This window comes from Kribbella rubisoli, from assembly GCF_004217145.1.
Classification (GTDB): Bacteria; Actinomycetota; Actinomycetes; order Propionibacteriales; family Kribbellaceae; genus Kribbella; species Kribbella rubisoli.
The window spans coordinates 598,621-614,654 of the sequence record NZ_SHKR01000012.1; the positions used below are offsets into that span (position 1 = coordinate 598,621).

A 16,034-nucleotide genomic window follows, 5' to 3' on the forward strand; every position below is an offset into this window, starting at 1 on the left:
TCCTGTTACGCACAACTGAACCCAGAGCAAGGGGTCGACCTGTGGTCCCGCACTTCCCCGGTGCGAACCCGCGCGAGCGGGGGAGCATCAAGCGAGACGACAGCACCGGCACCTCCACCACTCCGTACCAGCGATCACGCACGCGACCGCCGGGCCGGCAGACGGTGGTTGCCGCATGCTGCCTTGTCCTGTCCCTGTCCGCCGGAGTTCTGGCGGCGGTTCCCTCTGCACCGGCAGAGGCGAAACCGCCGGATCCAGTCGCCAAGAAGAAACAGCTCGACGCGCAGCTCGGCCAGCAGAAGGCCGATCTCGACGACGCGTCCGACCAGCTCGGCAAGTCCGTTGCCGCGTACAACCAAGCCGAGACGAAGTACCAGGCCGTCCAGGTCCGGTACGCCGCCGCGCAGGGCCAGCTGGCCGCTGCGAAGGCCGCCGATGCGGTTGCCGCGGGCAAGCTTGCCGCGGCCGAGGCGGCGCTGCGTACGGCGGTGGCCGACGTCGAGGCCGGCGAGAGGCTGATCGCGGAGAAGCGCGCCGTCGCCGGTCGCGCCGTACGGTCGGCGTACCAGCAGCAGAACAGCCTGGTCGGGCTGTCGATCGCGCTGCGCGGCGCCGCGCCTGCCGATATCGCCACCGGGATGCAGATCCAGCGGAACGTGTTCGGCATCCAGAGCAACGCGATCACCAACCTGAACAACGCGCAGGCGGAGCTCGCCAGCCGTCGGGTCAAGGTCGCGGCCGCGGAGAAGGCGTCCGAGGCCGCTCGGGCCGAGGCGGCGGCGACGGTAGAGCGGGTCACCGAGCTGACCAAGCAAGTTGCGGCCGACAAGGCCGAGGCGGCGGCGGTCGCGAAGGTCAAGCTGGTCGCGTTCAAGGCCGCTGAGAAGGAGAAGAACACCGAGCTCGCGCAGTACAACTCGCTGCTGCGGGAGCGGGCGCGGGTCGAGCAGCTGCTGATCGCGCGGGCGAAGGCCGAGAAGGCAGCCGCCGCGCGCCGGAAGGCGGCAGCCGAGAAGGCCGAGCGGGAGAAGGCACGCAAGGAGCACCGGCCGCCGCGGAACATCCCGGATCCGGGCGGGTCGGGCGACGGACGGCTGAGCTACCCGGTGAGCAGCTACATCACCTCGCCGTACGGGATGCGCTTCCACCCGGTCCTGCACTACTGGAAGCTGCACGACGGCACCGACTTCCGCGCTCCCTGCGGTACGCCGGTGCGCGCCGCGGCTGACGGGGTGGTGACGGACAAGTACTACAACGGCGGTTACGGGAACCGGCTCTTCGTCTCACACGGCGTGATGGACGGCCGGTCGATCACGACCGTCTACAACCACCTGTCGAAGTACAAGGCGCATGTCGGCGAGCGGGTGCGGCGGGGCGAGATCATCGCCTGGTCGGGCACCACCGGCTACTCCACCGGCTGCCACCTGCACTTCATGGTCTACCAGGACGGGAACGTCGTTAATCCGATGAAGTGGCTCTGAGCGATCTGGGATACTGGTCGGATGGTGAAACAGACCGGCCAGCAGAAGCCGATCGCGCAGAACCGGAAGGCGCGACACGACTACCACATCGAGGACGTGGTGGAGGCCGGGCTGGTGCTGACGGGGACCGAGGTCAAGTCCCTCCGGCAGGGCCGGGCCTCCCTCGTCGACGCGTTCGCCGCTGTCCGCGGTAACGAGCTGTGGCTGCAGGGCATGCACATCCCGGAGTACAAGCACGGCACGTGGACCAACCACGAGCCGCGCCGTGCGCGGAAGCTGCTGCTGCACAAGGACGAGGTGCAGAAGCTGATCCGGGAGGTCGAGCAGCAGGGCGTGTCGCTGATCCCGCTCTCGCTGTACTTCAAGGACGGCTACGCGAAGGTCGAGCTCGCCACCGGCCGCGGCAAGAAGGACTACGACAAACGCCACGCCCTGGCCGAACGCCAAGCCAACCGCGAAGCCCAACGAGCTCTCTCCGACCGCCACCGCCCCTGACTGGGGTCCGCTCAGGGGTTGCTCCGGGCTGAACCCGATGGGGTGAACGGTCGCCTGCACGCAGAGTGGAAGCATGTCCACTTCAGACCTGCTGGTGACGCCGGCCCAACGGGACCGCGCAGTCGAGATCCTGAAAGAGATGTACGCCGACGGCCGGCTCGACCACATGGAGTTCGACCTCCGGCTCGAGAAGGCCCTGAAGGCCCGCACCCGCGCGGAGCTGAACAGCACGTTCGACGGCCTGGTCGCCCGGCCCGTCCCGACGTTCGCGCCCGCCGCCTTCACCCGCCCTGCGCCGATCCAGCAGTACCAGGGTGACGGCCGCGGCATGGGTACGGTCGCCCACTGGCTCGGGTACCCGACCTTCTTCGTCGGCCCGGCCATCGTGGTCGCAACCACCGGCCAGAAGAACCCCGCCGTACGCCGCCACGCCGTCGAGGCCCTGAACTTCCAGCTGACCGCCGTCGGCGCCTTCGCGGCCCTCGGCATCATCACCGGGTTCACCCACGGCTTCTTCGGGTTCCTGTTCCCCATCCTCGGCATCCTCTGGTTCTTGCTGACCGGCATCGGCGGCCTGGCCACCGCTGCCACCGGCAAGTTCCGCTACCCGTTCACGCTCCGGTTGATCAAGTAGGCCCTACGCTTTCTGCGTGAGCGTTCCGGTCGGGGTGCGGTGGGAGGTCGGGGCGTTCCTGGGGCTGACCGCGGCGACCGGGTTGATCGACGCGGTGAGCTATCTGAAGCTCGGGCATACCTTCGTCGCGAACATGACGGGGAACGTGGTGTTCCTCGGGTTCGCGGTGGCGCCGGACTCGGGGTTCCGGTTCGGGCCGCCGTTGGTGGCGGTGGTGGGGTTCGTGCTGGGGTCGCTGGCCGGGGGACGGGCGGCTCGGGTACTCGAGGAGCGACCCCGGCGGTGGTTGGGGATCGCCTTCGGGACTCAGGCGGTCGTGCTGTGGACGTGCGGGCTGCTGGTCGGCGTCGGCGTACTCCGGGAATCGGGCGGGACGTCGTACCTGCTGATCGCGGCGCTCGCAGCGTGTTTCGGACTGCAGAACGCGACCGTTCGCCACGTGGCGCCGCGCGACATGACGACCACGGTGCTCACGCTGACTCTGACTGGGCTGGCCGCGGACAGTGTGCTCGGGAGTGGACGCTCCGCCAGGCCGTACCGCCGGCTGGGCTCGATCGCGGCCATGTTGGGCGGTGCCGCCGTCGGCGCGCTGCTACTCCGGTCGACCACCGGCTGGGTGATCGCGCTCGCCGGTGCGGTCGTCGCCGTCGCCGCGGTGATCTTCCTGGTGGGGCCCGCCGAGTGACGCTTGGGGAATGTCAGATGCGGTCGGTCCGTTGGACTTGATAGTGTGGATCTTCCACCACCCTCCGGGGCGGTGGGAGTTTGACAACTCAACAGGGGGTGAACGGTTTCGACTTTGGACGTTGGTTCCAAGGGAAGCGGGCCGAGGATCCAGGGTTATCTCGTTAACGATCTCTGGAAACCAATAAGTGCCAATACATCGCGCACTAGCTACGCTCTCGCCGCCTGACGGCCGAGCACTAAAGTAGCGGTCAGCCCGGGGATGCTTCCGACCCGGTTCCTGGCCTCAGCTAGGAAGCTTGCTGTGTTAGCCCGGTCACGGGGTTAACACGGGACATTTACAGTGACTGAGCCTGTCAGCGAGATGTCTGTACAAACGCTGGGGCTGAGAAAAGCGCCATTCAGACTGCGCCCGGAGAAGTCTTGAAACCCCGCCGAAGGACGCGGGTTCGATTCCCGCCACCTCCACCCCTTTGAGAACGCGCAGGTCAGACCCATCTGACCTGCGCGTTCTGCTGTCTGCTCTCGCTTCGGGCCAGTCGTCGAGCATTTCGGCGGCCCCCTTGGGCGATAGCGCACGCCATTCGATCAGGCACGCGATCGCTTCCCCACGGGTAATCAGCCCCTCGTCCAAGGCGATCCCGAGACTCTCAAGTTGCTCGATCAGCGGTGACAGTTCTGCTCCCCTGGTGGTCACGGTCCGATGTGGAAGGCGGGGCGGGCACGGATGCAGGGATCGACATGCACGCCCCGCCGGTCTAGTCCCGCGGGTCGTACGGTCGCTGCTTCAACCAGTCCGGGCGGAAGTTCTCGGTGCCGTCGTCAAGCCACTCAGCGCCGACCTCGTCCCGGTGGAACCCTTGGTGATGGCCGAGGACACAGACTCGGTCTGTCAGCGGGTTGCGCCCATCGCATTCGAAGTCCTGCGCTGCCCGAAGAGTCGGCCAGGATGTGCCGCCCCTCGAGGTTCCCGACTTCGCGTCGTCCATGGTTGAAGCATCAGGCCAGGGAAGCCGTGGAACTACGATTCCCGCGTATCCCACTACACAAGGAGACAGGGAAACAGACGGTGGGTAACACTTGGGGCGTGACGTTCGGGAGCCGTCTACGCGAATACCGGGGCCACCGCGGCTGGTCGCTCGGGGATCTCTCGCGCGCCACGAACTACTCACGGTCATACCTGAGCAACATCGAAAACGGCCGCAAGACCGCCACCGATGACCTTGCTAGCGCCTGCGACCGGGCGTTGAAGGCGACGGGCGAGCTGATCGCAGCCGCCCGGCAGGACGTGGCCGCGCGGCTGAACGACACACCGTGGCAGACCGCAGAGCTCGTCCAGAAAATGCAGGTCAGTGACACCACCTCCGCGACCCTCGAACAGCTCCATGCCACAGTCGAAGAGCTGTGCTGCCAGTACAACCGCAGGGACGCCCTAGGACTGCGTGAAGAGGCCCACGAGTGGCTCCAGCACGTCGGTGTGCTGCTGCGCCGCCCGGTCGGTCTGAAGGCCCATTCGGAGCTTCTGGTGGCCGGCGGCTGGCTCGCTCTCCTCGCGGGCTGCGTCGAGTACGACCTGGGCATGGGGACAGCAGCCGAGTCCACCAGGGTTGCCGCGCTCCAGCTGGGGTTGGAGGCCGGTCACCCTGAGATCGTCGGATGGGGCCACGAGATGACTGCGTGGTTCGCGTTGACACAGGGCCGGTTCCGTCAGGCCGTCGCTGCGTCGCTGAAGGGGCAGGAGGCGGCACCGAACTCCAGTGTCACTGTCCAGCTGAAAGCCCAGGAGGCGAAAGCGAAAGCCCGCTTGGGTGAAGCTGGGCTGACTGTGCTGCTGGAGTCCGGCAGGGACATGCTTCAACGGCTGCCGTACCCAGACCGCCCCGACAACCACTTCAAGGTCGACCCGGCGAAGTGGGACTACTACTCGATGGACGTACACCGGATGGCGGGCGACAACGAACAGGCCGCCCGGTACGCACAGGAAGTGATCCGGGACAACACCGCCCCTGATGGGACGGAGCTGTCACCGATGCGGATCTCCGAGTGCCGTATCAACCTCGGGTTCGTCGCGGGCCGTGAAGGCGACCTCGAGCAGGCTGTCAGTCTCGGCATGGAGGGATTGAAGGAGGGCCGCCAGTCAAAGGTGCACCTGCGCATGGTCGCGGCAGAACTCGACCAGGAACTGCAGCGGCACTTCCCCGGCGAGAGCCACGTCAGGCAGTTCGAGGACGCCCTACGCTCCGTCTGACGTCAGTCGGTGAGTAGTTGGGCGGCTAGGGCGGTGTCTTCGGTGCCTCGGTAGTGGTAGACCTTGCCGTCGCGGAAGCGCCACCAGTGGTGTAGCTCCATCGTGCCGGACTTGCCGGTTCGGATGCTGGTTGAGCTGAAGCGGACGATGGTCATCACGTCGGTGTCGTTGGAGGCGAACGACAGTGGTGTGAACTCGGTGACGGTGATGGTCTCGGCCAGTTGCTGGAAGAAGGTCTGGACCTCGGCCGTGCCGTGCCGGGCGCCGTGCCATGGCGCGATCGGCAGTTCCGAGACGGACGACCAGTCGACGTCGTCGGTGAGTTGGTCGACGATGAAGCCGACGTCCGCGCGGCCGAATGCGTCGTAGATGGCCTCGACCGTCTTGATGTTGTCGTTCATGCTCGCCATGAGAGCCTCCCCTGTCGCGTGGCCGGGGGCGCAGTTCACCCCAGTTGCGCAGTGTCAGATCGGCCCGGATGCCAACGGCACCACGGCGAAAGCCTTCCCCCGGGACCACGTCCCTTCTTACAGCTATAGACCGTTCCGAGCCGTTTAGGAACCGGGAGGCAGCGCTGCAGCTCAGGAATCGGCTGAACCATCGCCGGTCCGCGTTCGCCGATGCCGACCGTGCCCTTCTCGACGCCCTCGGTGAGGACGGCCGGGCCTCCCATGCGTCCCTCGCGCACACAACCGGCTGGCACGCACCGTACGGCGCCGCATCGAGACGCTCCGTGCGGGCGGCGGTCCGAATTCGCGGAATTGAGTTCGTGCCAGCGGGAAGTCAGGGGTGTGTCAGTGGTGTTGGGGATGGTAGGGGTGTGAATCAGGGAGGGTTGGGGATGGGGCGTACCGAGGTGTGGCGGCGGTCGTTGGTCGACGGGGTCGAGGTGTCCAGCACGGGGGCCGGGCCTGGGGTGGTGGTAATTCCGGGGAACAATCGGCGGGCGCATCACTACGAGCGGCTTGCGCGGGGGTTGGCTGGGGTTCATACGGTGCATGTGGTTGAGCGGCGTGGGCGGGGTGCCAGCGCGCCGCGCGGGACGGCGTACAGCATCGAGACCGAGGCTGATGATGTGCTTGCGGTGATGGAGCACACCGGGGCTCGGGTGGTGTTCGGGCATAGTTACGGCGGGCTGATCGCGCTGCATGTGGGATTGCGGCAGCCGTTGGATGCGTTGATTGCTTATGAGCCGGGTGTCAGCATCGGCGGGTCGTTCGATGCGAGTTGGCTGGATGTGTTCAGGCAACAGTTGGGTGACGGGCGGAAGGTGGCCGCGATGGCTACGTTCCTCAAAGGCACTGATTTGTTGCCGTTCCGGGCCGGTCCGTTGCGGTGGGCAATCTCGTTGCTGATGTTGCGCGGCTCGGGTGGACGCGAGACGCGGGAGATGATGCCGACGACGCCGGCCGAGATCGGCGAGGTCGCGCGGCTCGACTCCGACGGCAGCCGGTACGCCGGGATCGCGTCGCGGACCCTTCTCCTCGGTGGTGAGAAGTCGCCCGCGTACCTGACCGGAGTACTCCCGCAGCTCGCGACGATCCTGCCGAGCGCCGAGTACACGATCCTGCCCGGCCTCGACCACAACGCGCCCGACGTCAACGCCCCGGACACGATCGCCCAGCAGATCCGTCTGCACCTCGTCCGCGGGGAGCGCCACGGGTACGTCGACCACGACCTCGAGGCGTCGCTGCGGACTATCTGACCACTTATGTATCTTGACGGTTACGTACCCGGGTGGTTACATAAGAGCCATGGAAGCTGTACTGCGGGCTCTGGCCGATGACGGTCGACGGACGCTGGTAGAGGCGCTGGCCGCCGGTCCCGCGACCGCGGGGGAGTTGGCGGAGCTGTTGCCGATCGCGCGCCCCGGGGTCTCCCGGCATCTGAAGGTGTTGCGGGAGGCGGGGCTGGTGGACAGCCGGCAGGAAGCGCAGCGCCGGGTCTACAGCCTGCGGTCCGAGCCGCTGGCCGAGCTCGACGAATGGCTGGGACGGTACCGCGCTCTCTGGGAGCAGCGGCTGGACGCGCTGCACACCGAGATCGCCAGGGGAAAGAGGAGCGACAAATGACATCCAGCGGAGCAAGTCGGGTTCTGGGCCGCTTGGCTGCGGCCGACGGCGCGGGCGTCGTCCGGATCGAGGACCGCTACGACACCGACATCAACGATCTCTGGTCGGCCGTCACCGAGCCGGACCGGCTGGCCCGGTGGTACGGGAAGGTGGACGGCGATCTTCGCCTCGGCGGCGACTTCACCCTGTACGTCGAGGCCGCCGACCTGCACAGCACCGGACGCGTCGACGTCTGCGAACCGCCGCGAAATGTGCGGGTCACGACCAGGGAGACCGTCGAATCGGCGGACCGAGGCAACGGCCCGGCGCCGTTCGACAAGACGATCGAAGCCACGCTGACCGCCGACGGCGAGCAGACGATCCTCACCATCGAGGTGCGTGGCGTCCCCCTGGACAAGATCGAGTACTTCGGCACCGGCTGGCAGATCCACGCCGAGAACCTCGCGGCGTACCTCGCCGGGAGCGAGCGTACCGACACCGAGTCCCACCGGGCCGAGCTCGTCACCGCCTACCAAGCGCTGTCGGCCGCCGTCCGCTGACCGCGCGTCAGCGCAGCTCGCGGAACGTACGCCGGAGGTCGTCGGTCCATTCCGTTGGGAGCTCCCACGGAATGAAGTGGCCGCCGTTCGGGTGAGCGGTGATGTTGACGTGGTTGTACCAAGGCGCGCGGTCGCTGGCGAGGAAGTTGTCCACGCGTTCCTGCGGGGTGTGGACGCCGGGCGGGTCCTCGTGGCTGACGAAGGTGATCCCGGTCGGCGCTTCGATCACCGGCGTACGGTCGTGGGACGGCGTCCACGGGTAGCGGTTGTTGTTGGCGTACGTGCGGATCGAGGTGTCGATCGCGTTGCCCGCCCAGAAGATCGTCGCGTGCGTGAGCAGATCGTCGTCGGTGAACGCCTTCTCGCTCTCGGACCACTTCTGCCAGCGTTCCAGGATCCACGCGAGCATGCCGGCCGGTGAGTCGGCGAGACCGAAACCGAGCGTGCTCGGGTCCAGGACGTGTGTGGCGAGATGCGACGCGAAGCGGTGTTCGAGCTCGATGATCCGGGCGTGAATCTCCGGCGGGAGACCGGCCGGGATCGGGTTGCCGCCGCTCAGGTCCCACCCGCGATCGCCGTTGAAGAACGACAGCTTCAGCGCCGATCCGATGTGCATCCCGTACAGCTCATCGGCGTACTTGTGCCCGAGCTGTCCCGTCACCAGCGCGCCGACGTCGCACCCGGCAGCAGCGTACTTCGGGTGTCCCAGGACCTCCGTCATGAGCGAGTGCCAGACGTCGGCGATCTTCCAGAAGTTCATGTCCGGCCGCGTCGGCGTCGAGAAGCCGAACCCGGGCAGCGACGGCACGATCACGTCGAACGCGTCCGCCGGATCACCGCCGTACGACGCGGGGTCGGCGAGCGGGTCGATCACCTTCGACCAGTGCCAGAACGTCCACGGCCAGCCGTGACTCAGGATCAACGGGATCGGGTTCGGACCGACGCCGGGCTTGTGCATGAAATGCACCGGTACGTCGCCGACGTCGACCCGGTAGTGGTCGTACGCGTTGATCGCGCGCTCGGCGGCCCGCCAGTCGAAGCCGTCGGCCCAGTACTCGACGAGCGGTTGCAGGCGGGTACGACGTACTCCGTAGAAGCCGTCGTCGTTGCCGGCGTCGCGGGGCCATTTCGTCGCCAGGAGACGCCGACGGAGATCCTCGAGAACGTCGTCGGACACGTGGATGGGCGTTGGAATCATGGGGAATCCTCCGCAAGCTCGGTCAAGCGATGGAGTACGTCGACGGAGCCCGCGAGCAGGGCACGCTCTTCGGGCGTCAACTGGTCGACGAGTGCGGTCAATTTCGCGACCCGGTGCGCGTGCCGGGAGTGGACGATCTCCTGGCCCGCGCTGGTCAGGGAGATCAGGCTGGCCCGGCCGTCGCTGGGGTCGGGGCGGCGTTCGAGCAGACCGTCCTGCTCGAGCTTCGCGACCAGGCTGGTCAGGGCAGGCTGCTTCAGCTGCTCCGTCGGGAGGAGCTCGGTGAGTCGCAGCGGGCCTTTGCGGTTCAGCGTGTGCAGCACCGACAGAGTCGAGAAGTTGAATCTCCGCACCGACGGCAGCCGGATGAAGATCGTGTTGAAGTCCTCGATGACAGTGGTCAGCCGATCGACATCCATGCCGACGACTATATCAATTTTCGATGTATGTTCAAGTCAGTTGCTGAGGGCAACGGGTACGGCGAACGCGGTCTCGCCGGATTTCAACGTGAGGACGGCGGCGTCCGCGCTGTCCGGGAGCTTGCCCTTGAACGTGATCGTGCCGTGCTGGGTGCCGCCGGTCGCCACCTTGCTCGGCCAGCTGCTGCGCCGGGTGTCGGCGCGCAGGGCGGTGCCGTCCGCGGCGGTGAACGTCGCTCCGGCGATCGGGATCGTGACCGGCTCCTTGGCGCCGTTGGCAAGCATCACCTCGACGCGGGTGAAATGGCTTGTATACGTGACGTTCTCGACCGTGACGGTGACCGCGCCGGACGGCTTCGCGATGGGTTTGACCAGCCGGTCCTCACCAGATTCGTTGCCGGTCAGGTAGCCGCCGACGTACTCCGTGCCCGCCGTCAGCACGAACCCGCCGACGCCGACGCCGACGAGCACGACGGCGATCGCGATCAGAATCGACACGTCGAGCCGTCCGGGACGGTGGTCCTTCGGCGCGGCCGCATCGAGCAACGCGAGCACCATTGCCACCACCAACGCAATCCCCGGCGGCACCAGCCACCGCAGCGCGCCCCCAGGCCCGTCGGCGAGGAACGTGACGATCAGGTTCACGATGAGCCCGAGGACGATGATCCCCGCGCTAACGATCAGCAGACGAGGCAGCCGCACCGTCCCGACGGCATCCCCCTCGCCCCCCGCCGCACGCCGCTCCGCGCTCGAGCTCCGCTCTGCGTTCGTGTGGCGGTCTGCGTTCGTGCCCAGCTCGGCATCCGTCCGGCGGTCTGTGCTGGCGCCGCGCTCGGCGTTCGTCCGCCGGTCTGCGTTGGCGCGTCGATCCGCATTCGTACGCCGGTCCGCGCCGGGCAGCCGTCGCTCCGCCGGCGCCCTGCTCGGTTCCGGCCAGTTGTCCGACTGGCTCCAGTTCGGCTCCGCCTGCTCGACCCGCGCCGAGATCTCCCACGGCGACCGAACCGGCTCCGGATTGTCAGCCGATGGATAAGCCGCCCAACCCCCATCGCCCGCCCGCCCGACCGGTTCCTCAACCTCAAACCCAGGCACAACCCCAGCAGCCCCGTACTCCTCCTCACCCCGATACGCCGGTTCGCCGTACTCCTCACCACCGCCGACGGCCTCGTCCGCCTGGTACTCGGCGGCCTGGTACTCGGCCGCAGCGTCGCCCTGGTACGCCAGTCCGCCGTACTCCTCACCACCGCCGACCGCGTCAGCTCCCCACGGCTCCTCAGCGGGCGGGAACGCTCCACCGGACGCAGGACCCGCAGGTCCCGGCGGGGCAACTGAAGGCGCCTCTTGAGCCGCGAAGCCGGCGTACCCGGGGCCGTCGGCCGAGCCCCCGGACCTGCGCTCACGCGTGTATCCCGAGTCGGCAGGCTCGTACCCGCGCGCGTCGGGCGAGCCCCCGGGCGTGGGCTCAGGCGCGTACCCGGGGTCGGACGCAGGCTCGTGCCCGCGAGCGGCGGGGGAGGCGCCGGGCGTGGGCTCAGGTGTGTACCCCGGGTCGGGCTCCGGCGCGTACGCCGGGTTGGGCTCGGGCGTGTATCCGGAGACGGGCGTGGGCTCATACCGGGGCTCGGCAGGCGCGTACTCGGGCGCCGCCGTGCCGGAGCTTGCACCCGCACTCGCACCCGAAGCGGCACCCGCAGCCACAGCAGAACCTGGAGCAGCACCAGCAGCCGCACCCGGACCCGGAGCGGCTGGGGACCGGTGTCCCGCGGCGCGGGCCTCGCCCGACCCGGCCTCGCCCGACCCGGCCTCGTTCGACTCGACCCCGTCCGGCTGGGTGGTGGCCGGCATGACCCGGTCGGGGCTGGTGGATTTGTGGAAGGTGAGGATCGAGCGGCCGATGTGGATGCGGTCGCCTGTGCTGAGGGCGGTGGGGGCGGTGATGCGGTGGCCGTTGAGGCCGGTGCCGTTGCGGGACTCGTCGTGGAGGGTCCAGGTGGTGCCGTCGCGGGACAGGCGGGCGTGGATGCGGGAGATCTGGTCGTCGGCCTGTAGCCGGATGTCGGCGTTGGAGGCGCGGCCGATGGTGAACGTGTCGGTCCCGGCCGGCAGCGTCCAGCGCTGCTCACCGAGCGACAGCACGAATTCGGTTTCCACTCACACCCCAGCCGGCGTCATCGTGATCGCGTTCCGTCGCGCCGCTGCCGGCGTGTCGCACCCCGCCACAGCCAACCCGTCTGCGCGATTCTGCCATCCGCGCCCGCTCCGGACCACCGGCAGTACCCCACCAGCACCCTCCGCGACAACCCCCTCACAGCCCGGCCCGACGCTCCCGGCGTACAGCCTCCGGTTGTCACAAATCTCAGGATTCGGTCGCCTTTGTCAGCTGTTAGTAGCGATGACAACGCGATCAGTTGTCTTTGCGGTGCCAACGGCACGGTAGCGCCTTGCCCGGGTGGGGTCGCGGACATAGTGTCCCCCCGCGCGATTCATCGGGGCCGGATGAAAAGGGGGACCCAGTAACAGGCCCGATGAGTAGGCCGGAGGTTCCGGGCGGAGTGGTGCACCGCCTGCAGTCCGGCGAGGCGCAACCCGCCCAAAGCACCGTATTCGCGAAGGGACCAATACCAATGGTCTTGTTCCAGCGTTCTCGCAAGCCTGCCGTCGTACTGGGGCTTACCGGCCTCGCCGCGGCAGCACTCGCCGGATTCGGTACGTCGGCCGCAGGGGCCGCGCCGAGTGCGGCACCCCCGCCCCGGCCCTCGCAGGCGCAGTCGAAGGCGTTCGCCGTCGATTCCGCGTCGTCCCTGGTCGCCGGCCGGCCGAGCGCACTGCACGCCTCGAAGGACGACAAGTTCACCGCGAAATCGGTGATCTCGGAGCCGTCCGGCCTGCAGTACGTCCCCTACGAGCGTTCGTACAAGGGTCTCCCGGTCATCGGTGGTGACTTCGTCGTCGTTACCGACGCCAAGGGGGCCGTGAAATCCACCTCGGTCGCCCAGACCACCGCCGTACCCGACCTGTCGACGACGGCCAAGGTGACCGCCGCGGCAGCGCTGAAGACGGCGACCAAGCAGCTGAAGAAGGTCGACTCCTCGACCACGCCGACGCTCGCGGTCTACGCGCTCAACGGCACTCCGAAGCTCGCCTGGCAGTCCCGGGTCACCGGCCGCAGCGCCAGCGAGCCGTCGAGTCTGTCGGTGTACGTCGACGCGCAGAGCGGCAAGGTGCTCGGTACGCAGGAGCACGTGATGGCCGGCAACGGCACCGCGGCGTACAGCGGACCGAACCCGGTCCACCTGGACACCACGCTGTCCGGCAGCACGTACTCGATGAAGGACCCGAACACCACCAACCAGTCCTGCCAGGACGCGGCGAACAACACCACGTTCTCCGGTCCGGACGACAACTGGGGCAACGGGACGGCGTCCAACAAGGAGACCGGCTGCGTCGACGCCCTGTTCACCGCGCAGACCGAGCGGCACATGCTGACCGACTGGCTCGGCCGTAACGGCTTCGACGGCAACGGCGGCGGCTGGCCGATCCGCGTCGGCCTGAACGACGAGAACGCGTACTACGACGGCACGCAGGTGCAGGTCGGCCACAACACGGCCGGCGGCTGGATCGGTTCGATGGACGTCGTGGGCCACGAACTCGGCCACGGCATCGACGACCACACCCCGGGTGGCATCTCGGGTTCGGGCACGCAGGAGTTCGTGGCCGACACCTTCGGCGCGGCCACCGAGTTCTACAGCAACCAGGGTTCTGCCTACGACCCGCCGGACTTCCTGGTCGGTGAAGAGGTCAACCTGGTCGGCAGCGGCCCGATCCGCAACATGTACAACCCGTCGGCGGTCGGCGACCCGAACTGCTACTCGAGCTCGATCCCGGGCTCCGAGGTGCACGCGGCAGCCGGTCCTGGCGACCACTGGTTCGTCCTGCTGTCCATCGGTAGCGGCGGCAACCCGAACGTGCCGACCTGCAACAGCTCGTCGGTGACCGGTCTGGGCATCCAGAAGGCCATCAAGATCATGTACAACGCGATGCTGATGAAGACCAGCAGCAGCTCGTACCTGAAGTACCGCACCTGGACCCTGACCGCGGCGAAGAACCTGTACCCGGGCAGCTGCACCGAGTTCAACACCGTCAAGGCGGCGTGGGACGCGGTCAGCGTTCCGGCGCAGTCGGGTGACCCGACGTGCACCGTCTCCGGTGGCGTCACGGTCAACAACCCGGGCAACAAGAGCGGCACGGTCGGTACTGCGATCGCGTCGTTCACGCTGACGGCCAGCGGCGGCACCGCGCCGTACACCTGGTCCGCCACCGGTCTGCCGGCCGGCATCACCATCGGTTCCTCCACGGGCACCGTCTCCGGTACGCCGACCACCGCCGGTACCTACAACGTGACGGCCACGGCCACCGCGAGCGCGGGTGGATCCGGCAGCACGTCGTTCAGCATCACCGTCAGCTCCGTCGGCGGCGGTTGCTCCTCGCCCGGCCAGAAGCTCGGCAACGCGGGCTTCGAGACCGGTACGGCGTCGCCGTGGTCGGCCTCGGCCGGAGTGATCGACAACACCACCTCCCAGCCCGCGCACAGCGGCACCTGGAAGGCATGGATGGACGGCTACGGCCAGACGCACACCGACACGCTGAGCCAGTCGGTCACCATCCCGTCCGGCTGCGCGGCAACGCTCACCTTCTACCTGCACATCGATTCTGCGGAGACCACTACGACTACGCAGTACGACAAGCTCACGGTGAAGGCGGGCTCGACCACGCTGGCGACGTACTCGAACCTGAACAAGGCGAGCGGCTACTCGCTCAAGTCGTTCAACCTCTCGTCGTTCGCCGGCCAGACGGTGTCGATCAGCTTCACCGGCACCGAAGACAGCTCCCTGCAGACCTCGTTCGTCGTCGACGACACGGGCCTCAACCTGAGCTGACCCCCTGAAAAGAACCCGGCCGCCGCACCTTCGGGGGTGCGGCGGCCGGCTCAGGTTGCGGCTCAGTTGAGGGACATCCTGGGCTCGCCGTTGACGAGGCCGGTGCCGGCGATGGTGCAGGTGCCGCCGCGGTTCTGGGTGTAGGTCTGGCGGACGCAGTTGCGGAGTGCGAGTTGGGCCCAGTAGTTGGGGTGTAGGGACTCCTGGATGAAGTAGTTCGAGCCGATCGTGGTGACGGTGCGGATCTGGTTGATCCACTCGGTCTTGTCGACGGCGGTGGGCTGGGTCCAGGAGCTGAGGCCGACTTCCTCGTACAGGCCGACAGTCTTCTCACACAGGCGGCGGCCGTTGAAGGCGGATTGGAGTTCGAGCAGGCGGGCGTTGCCGAGGCCGGACTGGCCGATCGCGGCGCGGACGGTGTTGTTGATCGTGAGCAGTGCGGTCGCGTTGGCCCAGTCGGCGTCGGCGTTCCAGAAGCCGCAGCCGCCGGTGCTCTGCCGGGTGAAACCGCTCTGGCTGTACCGGAACCCGCTGGCCGACGGGATCGGCGACGGATACGTCTGTACGACGAGGCTCCACGCGGTGTCGCCGTACCCGGCGTTGCGCATCGCGGTGCGGACGTTCTGGAACGCGGTCGCGATTCTGGCGCGGACGGTGGTGATGTTGGCGGAGGTGAAGTTGGCGACGACGGACGAGTCGTCCTTGCAGTAGTCGGGATCCCAGGACGGTGACAGCAGGAAGTCCTGCACGCACTGGGTGACGATCGACGCGAAGTTGAAGTCGTTGCCGCCGATCGAGACCACGACCTGCTTCACGTTGTGGCTGACGGCGAACTGCTGCAGCATCTTCGCCTGACCGAGGTTGCCGGCGCCGTCGTCGTAGAAGTCGATGCCCGGCTTGAAGTAGTCGCCGGTGGCGGTCGTGGTCTTCGCGCCGGAGCAGGCCAGGTTCAGTCCGCCGACGCCGCCGCCGATGTACGCCTCGGCAGACTGGCTGCGGTGGCATCGCGGGATCTGCTCGGCGGTGTGGCTCGCGTTGTCGTGGTAGGCGTGAGCACCGAGCGCGTCGGCCGGTGCCTCGGAGTCGTTCGAGCTACCGGCCCAGCGGCCGGCCTCACCCGAGATGTAGGAATCCCCAACGGTGACGACGTATGGCGTACCAGAGCCAGGGCCGTCGGCGTGTGCCGGGGGAGCGACCAGGCCGAGCCCGGTCAGGGAGAGTAGGAGGATTGCTGCGGACACTCGACGACTTCTCGGAACTCTCATCCGGAAGGCCTCTCTCGCCGGAGTTCGGTGATCTCAGGACCCCCACCAGATCACCGTCGGCG

14 protein-coding genes and 1 other RNA gene are annotated in these 16,034 nt (G+C 67.7%); 10 read left to right on the forward strand and 5 right to left on the reverse strand.

The annotated features are described in order from the left end of the window. The first annotated feature begins 41 nt into the window (after window positions 1-41). The 6 genes from EV645_RS17045 to EV645_RS17075 all read left to right on the forward strand — a co-directional run bounded on the left by EV645_RS17045 (window position 42) and on the right by EV645_RS17075 (window position 5,542). Window positions 42-1,481 carry a M23 family metallopeptidase gene (locus EV645_RS17045; protein WP_130444833.1) on the forward strand — a complete coding sequence of 480 codons (1,440 nt, stop codon included), beginning with the start codon at window positions 42-44 and terminating at the stop codon, window positions 1,479-1,481. Window positions 1,482-1,502: 21 nt separating this feature from the next. Next, window positions 1,503-1,976, forward strand: coding sequence for an SsrA-binding protein SmpB (gene smpB, locus EV645_RS17050; protein ID WP_130444835.1), 474 nt, complete (start codon window positions 1,503-1,505; stop codon window positions 1,974-1,976). Between the two features lie 73 nt (window positions 1,977-2,049). After that, a complete protein-coding gene (locus EV645_RS17055) occupies window positions 2,050-2,610 on the forward strand; it encodes a DUF1707 and DUF4870 domain-containing protein (protein ID WP_130444837.1) in 561 nt (186 codons plus the stop codon). 16 nt (window positions 2,611-2,626) lie between these two features. Further along, window positions 2,627-3,295, forward strand: a complete 669-nt coding sequence (locus EV645_RS17060) for a YoaK family protein (protein ID WP_130444839.1) — start codon at window positions 2,627-2,629, stop codon at window positions 3,293-3,295. Between the two features lie 94 nt (window positions 3,296-3,389). Further along, window positions 3,390-3,765: a transfer-messenger RNA gene (gene ssrA, locus EV645_RS17065) on the forward strand. A 520-nt stretch (window positions 3,766-4,285) separates the two neighbouring features. Further along, the gene (locus tag EV645_RS17075) at window positions 4,286-5,542 is read left to right on the forward strand and encodes a helix-turn-helix domain-containing protein (protein ID WP_242000466.1); all 1,257 of its coding nucleotides are present in this window, start codon (window positions 4,286-4,288) and stop codon (window positions 5,540-5,542) included. A gap of 2 nt (window positions 5,543-5,544) precedes the next feature. Here the strand turns inward: EV645_RS17075 and EV645_RS17080 are convergent, their stop codons facing one another. After that, the gene (locus EV645_RS17080) at window positions 5,545-5,952 is read right to left on the reverse strand and encodes a nuclear transport factor 2 family protein (protein ID WP_130444845.1); all 408 of its coding nucleotides are present in this window, start codon (window positions 5,950-5,952) and stop codon (window positions 5,545-5,547) included. Between the two features lie 431 nt (window positions 5,953-6,383). Here EV645_RS17080 and EV645_RS17085 point away from each other — a divergent pair, with 431 nt between their 5' ends. From EV645_RS17085 to EV645_RS17095, 3 genes are read left to right on the forward strand one after another with little or no spacing between them, the layout of a single operon-like run. Continuing rightward, window positions 6,384-7,247, forward strand: coding sequence for an alpha/beta fold hydrolase (locus EV645_RS17085; RefSeq protein ID WP_157997088.1), 864 nt, complete (start codon window positions 6,384-6,386; stop codon window positions 7,245-7,247). A 49-nt stretch (window positions 7,248-7,296) separates the two neighbouring features. After that, a complete protein-coding gene (locus tag EV645_RS17090; protein ID WP_130444849.1) occupies window positions 7,297-7,614 on the forward strand; it encodes an ArsR/SmtB family transcription factor in 318 nt (105 codons plus the stop codon). Further along, entirely contained in the window at window positions 7,611-8,153 is a 543-nt protein-coding gene (locus EV645_RS17095) for an SRPBCC domain-containing protein (RefSeq protein WP_157997089.1), read from the forward strand. The genes EV645_RS17090 and EV645_RS17095 overlap by 4 nt, the downstream gene beginning before the upstream one ends. A 7-nt stretch (window positions 8,154-8,160) precedes the next feature. On the opposite strand, the gene EV645_RS17100 is transcribed toward EV645_RS17095, so the two are convergent. From EV645_RS17100 to EV645_RS17110, 3 genes are read right to left on the reverse strand one after another with little or no spacing between them, the layout of a single operon-like run. Beyond that, complete coding sequence (locus EV645_RS17100) at window positions 8,161-9,351, reverse strand: epoxide hydrolase family protein (RefSeq protein WP_130444853.1); 1,191 nt, start codon at window positions 9,349-9,351, stop codon at window positions 8,161-8,163. Further along, window positions 9,348-9,770 carry a MarR family winged helix-turn-helix transcriptional regulator gene (locus EV645_RS17105; protein ID WP_130444855.1) on the reverse strand — a complete coding sequence of 141 codons (423 nt, stop codon included), beginning with the start codon at window positions 9,768-9,770 and terminating at the stop codon, window positions 9,348-9,350. The genes EV645_RS17100 and EV645_RS17105 overlap by 4 nt, the downstream gene beginning before the upstream one ends. A 36-nt stretch (window positions 9,771-9,806) precedes the next feature. Continuing rightward, complete coding sequence (locus tag EV645_RS17110) at window positions 9,807-11,921, reverse strand: FHA domain-containing protein (RefSeq protein ID WP_130444857.1); 2,115 nt, start codon at window positions 11,919-11,921, stop codon at window positions 9,807-9,809. A 473-nt stretch (window positions 11,922-12,394) separates the two neighbouring features. On the opposite strand from EV645_RS17110, the gene EV645_RS17115 reads away from it, so the two are divergent. After that, entirely contained in the window at window positions 12,395-14,707 is a 2,313-nt protein-coding gene (locus EV645_RS17115) for a M4 family metallopeptidase (RefSeq protein ID WP_130444859.1), read from the forward strand. A 62-nt stretch (window positions 14,708-14,769) separates the two neighbouring features. Here the strand turns inward: EV645_RS17115 and EV645_RS17120 are convergent, their stop codons facing one another. Then, window positions 14,770-15,948 (reverse strand): SGNH/GDSL hydrolase family protein, encoded by a 1,179-nt coding sequence (locus tag EV645_RS17120; protein ID WP_130444861.1) that lies wholly within the window; start codon window positions 15,946-15,948, stop codon window positions 14,770-14,772. Window positions 15,949-16,034 lie beyond the last annotated feature (86 nt).

Bases quoted from the DNA above. Each gene is read 5' to 3' on its own strand.
- smpB (WP_130444835.1), top strand. From the start codon at position 1,503: ATGGTGAAACAGACCGGCCAGCAGAAGCCGATCGCGCAGAACCGGAAG.
- EV645_RS17055 (WP_130444837.1), top strand. From the start codon at position 2,050: ATGTCCACTTCAGACCTGCTGGTGACGCCGGCCCAACGGGACCGCGCA.
- EV645_RS17080 (WP_130444845.1), bottom strand. From the start codon at position 5,952: ATGGCGAGCATGAACGACAACATCAAGACGGTCGAGGCCATCTACGAC.
- EV645_RS17085 (WP_157997088.1), top strand. From the start codon at position 6,384: ATGGGGCGTACCGAGGTGTGGCGGCGGTCGTTGGTCGACGGGGTCGAG.
- EV645_RS17090 (WP_130444849.1), top strand. From the start codon at position 7,297: ATGGAAGCTGTACTGCGGGCTCTGGCCGATGACGGTCGACGGACGCTG.
- EV645_RS17095 (WP_157997089.1), top strand. From the start codon at position 7,611: ATGACATCCAGCGGAGCAAGTCGGGTTCTGGGCCGCTTGGCTGCGGCC.
- EV645_RS17100 (WP_130444853.1), bottom strand. From the start codon at position 9,351: ATGATTCCAACGCCCATCCACGTGTCCGACGACGTTCTCGAGGATCTC.
- EV645_RS17105 (WP_130444855.1), bottom strand. From the start codon at position 9,770: ATGGATGTCGATCGGCTGACCACTGTCATCGAGGACTTCAACACGATC.
- EV645_RS17115 (WP_130444859.1), top strand. From the start codon at position 12,395: ATGGTCTTGTTCCAGCGTTCTCGCAAGCCTGCCGTCGTACTGGGGCTT.